Here is a 5,756-nt window from a genome sequence, read left to right on the forward strand (position 1 = left end):
GCTAATAGCGACCAGTGAGCAGCGGTTGAGCTGAGCTTAAATGATTCGCACAAGTGTGCTATTTGTTCATGCAGTAACACGCTCACCTCCTGAAAATGCATCGTATATATGAATTGAGTGCTGCAGAACAGCGGCCTTGCGAGGATCTTCCGGTGCAGCGTCAGTCTCTGCAGGCTCTGCGTCTGTTTGTTGCTCGGCATCTTTGGCGGCTTTCTTAGCCTTAGCACGGGCAATGGCAGCTGCAACAGCGGCTTTGCGCGGATCGCTGTCTGCCTCGTCGCTTTGTTGTTGCGCTGGTTGATCATCCTGTTGCGCCGCTTTTTTGGCTTTAGCACGAGCTATTGCGGCAGCGACAGCTGCTTTACGCGGGTCGTCGGTTGCTGTTTTCGGTTCAGCTGTATCACTTTGTTGGGCCGCTTTTTTGGCCTTGGCGCGTGCTATTGCGGCAGCAACGGCATCTTTGCGTGATCCTTCTCCACCCGCATGCATTTCAGGTGAAGCCTGGGCGTCTTTTTCTGCTTTATACTGACGCGCTTTTTCTTTTCGCTTAGCGCGCTCCAGCGCGACCTCTGAATTATCTGGTTCCAATGTGCCATCGGCGGCTTTTTTGGCCTTAGCTCGTTCGATGGCGGCCTGCACTGCCGACTGACTGTCTTTTTTCTGTTTAACGCGTTCCATTGCTGCACTGACTTTGTCTTGTTGCTCGGTATTTCGAGGGGTGCTGCGTGCTGGCCGTTTGTGACGATTTTGGCGTTCTTCCTGATCGCGTTCCAGTCGCTCTTTACGTGCTTCAAAGCGTTCTTTAGCCCGTTCAGCTTTAACTTTTTCGAGCTTCTGTTCACGGATCTCGGCTTTGGCAACCCGATAATATTGTACCAGTGGAATTTCACTTGGACAGACATAGGCACAGGCGCCACATTCAATGCAGTCAAACAGGTTGTGCTCTTCGAGTTTGTCGTACTCTTTACCTTTGGCAAACCACTGCAGCTGTTGTGGCAGCAGCGTTTGTGGACAAGCGTCAGCACAAGCACTACAGCGAATACAAGCTTGCTCGGGGCCTGCAACGGCAAGCTCCTGATTATCCGGGGCCAGAATACAGTTGGTGGTTTTTACCACTGGGATCCGTACCGTTGGTAAAGTAAAGCCCATCATAGGCCCACCCATGATGACGCGTTGCTCAGTTACGGGTTCAAAGCCTTGACAAGTAAGTAAGTGCTTAATCTCAGTGCCCAGCAAGGCCCAGACATTTTGCGGAGTCTGGATGGTGTTGCCAGTCACGGTCACAACACGCTCAATCAGAGGTTTTCCTTTAGACACGGCTTCGCTGACAGCAAACAAAGTGCCGACATTCTGCACCAGAACACCGACATCAGCTGGGATCCCGCCACTGGGGACCTCCTTCGAGGTAAGTACTTGTATTAACTGCTTTTCACCACCTGAAGGATATTTAACAGGCAGACTACGGATGAGAATCTTACTGTTGTGTGCTGCGGCAGCTGTCATTGCCTCGATGGCTTCGGGTTTATTAGTTTCGATACCGACCAAAACATATTCTGGATTAAGCAGATGCTGCATAATCTCGATACCCTGCACAATTTGCTCGGCATGTTCGCGCATCAACAGATCATCGGCGGTGATATACGGCTCACATTCCACGCCATTGACCACTAAAAACTCGATGGGTTTATGCTTGGCGCTGTCGGCTTTTACATAGGTTGGGAAACCTGCACCACCCATTCCGGCAATACCGGCATGGTGAATAATGTCGATTAAGGTCTGATTGTCTAACTGCGTATAGTCTGCCACCGGGTTAAGCTCACACCAGCAGTCCTCGCCATCTGGGGTGAGGACGATACTTAGCTCTGGTAGCGCAGAAGGGTGCGCTGAAGGCATTGGTTTAATATCACTGATCACACCGGACGTCGGGGCATGCACCGGTAATGACCAGTTTGCACCCGGGCGGGTTAATGCCTGGCCTTTAAGTACGGTATCTCCTTTATTGACCAGTAACTGGCCATTGGCACCTATGTGTTGTTTCAGAGGTAGCACCAGATAGTCGGGCAGGGGAATACGACCAATACTCGCCTGATTTGACACAGATTTTTGCTCCGGCGGATGAATGCCACCGGGAAATTGCCACAATTTACCGTGTTCAATTTGTTCAAGTAAAGTTTCCACTTAAACCTCTTAGTCGATTTGCTTTACAGGAATAGCATCAATTTGCCATTTCCAGGTTTGTACGGTTTGTGCCACCGGGATCATATCAATACAATCGACAGGGCAGGGGTCAACACACAGGTCGCAGCCAGTACACTCATCGGCAATGACGGTGTGCATCTGGCGGGTTGCGCCAACAATGGCATCAACTGGGCAGGCCTGGATACACTTAGTGCAGCCAATGCATTCATCTTCGCGAATATAGGCGACCTTTTTAATGGGTTCGGCTTCTTCACCACCTGCAAGCGGTTTAGCTTCAACGCCCATTAAATCAGCGAGCTTTTTAACCGTTGCTTCACCGCCTGGCGGGCACTTATTGACATCATCGCCATTCGCAATAGCTTCTGCATAAGGGCGACAACCCGGATAGCCACATTGACCACATTGTGTTTGTGGCAAGATGGCATCAACCTGATCAACAATGGGGTTGCTTTCAACTCGATATTTTACGGCTGCGTAGCCGAGGATAAGGCCAAATACCAGCGCCAGAGCACCGATGGCGATAAGTGCGTAAAAAAACAGTGTCATCTCAGAACTTCACCAATCCAGAAAAACCCATAAAGGCCAGTGACATCAGTCCGGCTGTGATCATCGCGATGGATGCGCCCTTAAACGGCGTAGGCACATCTGCTACAGCGAGACGTTCTCGCAATGCGGCAAATAAAACCAGCACTAATGAAAAGCCTACAGCAGCACCAAAGCCATACACCGCCGAACCGATAAAAGTGTGGTCATTTTTGATGTTAAGTAGTGCGACCCCTAACACCGCACAGTTGGTGGTGATCAGAGGTAAAAATATACCGAGTAGCCGATATAAGGTTGGGCTGGTCTTGCGTACGACCATCTCTGTGAATTGCACAACCACAGCAATCACCAAAATAAAGCTCATCGTGCGCAGAAAAGTGAGATCCAGGGGAAGCAAAATGTACTGATTAACTAAATAACTGGTGACGGATGCCAATGTCAGTACAAAGGTGGTCGCAAGTGACATGCCGATGGCTGTTTCAAGTTTGCCCGACACACCCATAAATGGGCACAAACCGAGGAATTGCACCAATACAAAGTTATTTACCAACACTGTGCCAATAAGCAACAGAATATACTCTGTCATGCTTGCCCCTTAGTGTGAATGAATTTACAGAGAACCAGAATAGACTGAGAATTCTAACAATTTCGGGCCGGAGATCACAGTATTTAGCCAGGTGTTAAGGGGGAAAGTTTGTTAAAAATGGCTATTAAAGTTGACAATAGGGCAATAGGCTTGCCCTATTGTCATCAGAGTATTAAATTTCTTTTGGCTTTTCGATGTAGTAACCCTGAACGCCATCCAGGCATAAGGTCTCAACGATGTGCTTTTCTTCCTGACTTTCGACCCCTTCTGCAAACACACTGACACCAATTCGGTGGGCAAGGTCGACCATCAGACGCATGAAGTATTGGTTGTTTTTATCTTCTTCAAGGCCACGAGTGTAGCTTGCATCCATCTTGATAAAGTCTGGTTTCAGATCGCGGAAGAACTTAAAGGAGGTGAGTCCAACACCGAAACGCTCAACTGTAATACGGGCGCCAACCCGGTGTACCATATCAATAAAGCGCTTACTGGCTTTTATGTTTTGTTGCAAACCGAATTCACTGACTTCAAAGATGAGTTTCGACGCCAGATTAGCCTCTTTTAGCAGACGGCGTTCAAGCCAGATAACAAACTGATCACTGTGGGCGCTGGACGCTGTGACATTAATACCAAAGAACTTTTCATTGAAATTACGGGATTTAATCATCTCGATTGAGGTATCAATGATAAGCTGATCAATCTCTACTGCCATTTCCAATTTTTCGGCCATTGCCAGGAAAGAAGCCGTTGGCAGCATTTGTCCGTCTTCGGTTTTAAATCGGGCCTGAATTTCAGCATAGGCTTTAACATTTTTTCCGATCGGCATGATGTTTTGCATCATCAGCATAACCCGACGGCTTTCAATGACTTCACGGATAACACGTCGCCAGTTCTGGTTACCAAATCCGGCGCCGACATTATTAACCAGGTCTGTTTCTCGTTGCAGGTGCCAGGCATTGGCTTGCTTGCTCTGTGCCATACTCATGGCGTTATCCACAACAGATAGCAACTCGCCTAATGGCTTACCTGATTCGTAAGGCACAATACCTGTGTTGGCAACCGAACTTAGCTCTTGGTTTTGCTGATATTGAGTGAATCTGGCTTGCAGGGTTTCACCAAATCGTTCTGCTTCTTTTGACGGAATATTCGGTAAGATAACGGCAAAGTCGGAGCTGTTGAGACGGAACACCTGACTGCCCGTATAAGTACCACTAACGTGCTTAACGATGTCAGCAATCCCTTTGATATATAGATCGCCTTTTTGATACCCCCGGGTCTGGTTAATCATTTGCAATTCGCTACAACGAACCATGGCAAGTGAACCAAAGCTTTTATCAGTGGCAGACTCAATCTGGTGTTCGTAATATTCAACAAACATATTACGGTTGCCAAGACCGGTCACCACATCTTTATAAGCTTCTTGCTTTATTGACTGAGCAGCCGACTTAATGTCTTCCTGTTTGCTTTTAAGAAAGTGGGCAAGTCGGTTGAATGAGGGGGCCAGCTCAGCGCCCAGATCAGCCACTTTATTGGTATTGAAATCCTGATCTATGCTTTCAGACACTTGGTTTTGTGTGATGTAGATATCCACTGCATCGGCAACCGTCATGCTAACATTGCGATTTAGCTTGCGATAAATGGTCTTCATATAAAAGATAGGGAAAAAGGCCATCAGTGCTGAGATGATGATCATAAAAATCAATGCTTGCTGTAGCAGTTCAGCTTGACTCTCTACGTTGATCAAAAACTCTATTTTTATGTCTTTACTCTTATTGACTGCAAATTGCGGCCGGATGGAGTTCATCGTATCTGCGATGATACCCGCCAATACAGGCATTTCATCTTGAGTATTGATGTTCAAAACGGTTTGCCCGGCAAAGTCGCGGACAATAAAAGAAGAAAATACGTTGCCACTACCCAAAGATAAGCGTATGTGCTCAGGCGTGACATCCGCCATGGTTTTTTCCTGGATGTAATTACTCACCATGCTCTGTGCATTTTGCTGGGCTCTGCTGACGGCATTATCAAAGCTGCTTGCGATCAAGAAGCTACCAAGCGCAGAAAAAACAATCCAGGAAATGAGCTGGAGAAATATGAGTTTTTTAAAACCTGCCATTGTTATTCATCTACCTGAAATTGGGATTAAATTCCATTCGTCGACTGACTTGCATCAGCAGCTTTTTGAGGAGTGAAATAGCCGCCTAGAATGCCTGTAGGGTAGAGCATTCATTGGAAAAAGTCTAATATATTCGAACAATTGCCAAAAGATATACAAGGAAATAAAAGGTGAAAAAAGAAAATGTAGGAGTGAAGTAGGTTGGCTCCCCCTCCCCGACTCGAACGGGGGACCTGCGGATTAACAGTCCGTCGCTCTAACCAACTGAGCTAAGGGGGAACAAATATGAATTTACTCTAAATGGCTCCCCCT

3 protein-coding genes, 1 tRNA gene and 1 pseudogene are annotated in these 5,756 nt (G+C 47.3%); all 5 read right to left on the bottom strand.

The features are described 5' to 3' along the window. Window positions 1-126 precede the first annotated feature (126 nt). Window positions 127-2,178 (bottom strand): annotated as a pseudogene (gene rsxC, locus IY568_RS24135) (electron transport complex subunit RsxC); the annotation flags it as partial. Window positions 2,179-2,187: 9 nt separating this feature from the next. Continuing rightward, complete coding sequence (gene rsxB, locus IY568_RS24140; RefSeq protein ID WP_010386489.1) at window positions 2,188-2,745, bottom strand: electron transport complex subunit RsxB; 558 nt, start codon at window positions 2,743-2,745, stop codon at window positions 2,188-2,190. 1 nt (window position 2,746) lies between these two features. Next, the gene (gene rsxA, locus IY568_RS24145) at window positions 2,747-3,328 is read right to left on the bottom strand and encodes an electron transport complex subunit RsxA (protein WP_049865909.1); all 582 of its coding nucleotides are present in this window, start codon (window positions 3,326-3,328) and stop codon (window positions 2,747-2,749) included. A 172-nt stretch (window positions 3,329-3,500) separates the two neighbouring features. Beyond that, a complete protein-coding gene (locus IY568_RS24150) occupies window positions 3,501-5,444 on the bottom strand; it encodes an EAL domain-containing protein (RefSeq protein WP_194868939.1) in 1,944 nt (647 codons plus the stop codon). A 202-nt stretch (window positions 5,445-5,646) separates the two neighbouring features. Continuing rightward, window positions 5,647-5,723: transfer RNA gene (locus IY568_RS24155), tRNA-Asn, on the bottom strand. Window positions 5,724-5,756: the final 33 nt, after the last annotated feature.

The organism is Pseudoalteromonas sp. PPB1, from assembly GCF_015356275.1.
Taxonomy (GTDB): Bacteria; Pseudomonadota; Gammaproteobacteria; order Enterobacterales; family Alteromonadaceae; genus Pseudoalteromonas; species Pseudoalteromonas rubra_D.

Excerpts from the sequence above, each read along its gene's own strand:
- rsxA (WP_049865909.1), bottom strand. The coding sequence starts at position 3,328 with ATGACAGAGTATATTCTGTTGCTTATTGGCACAGTGTTGGTAAATAAC.
- IY568_RS24150 (WP_194868939.1), bottom strand. The coding sequence starts at position 5,444 with ATGGCAGGTTTTAAAAAACTCATATTTCTCCAGCTCATTTCCTGGATT.
- rsxB (WP_010386489.1), bottom strand. The coding sequence starts at position 2,745 with ATGACACTGTTTTTTTACGCACTTATCGCCATCGGTGCTCTGGCGCTG.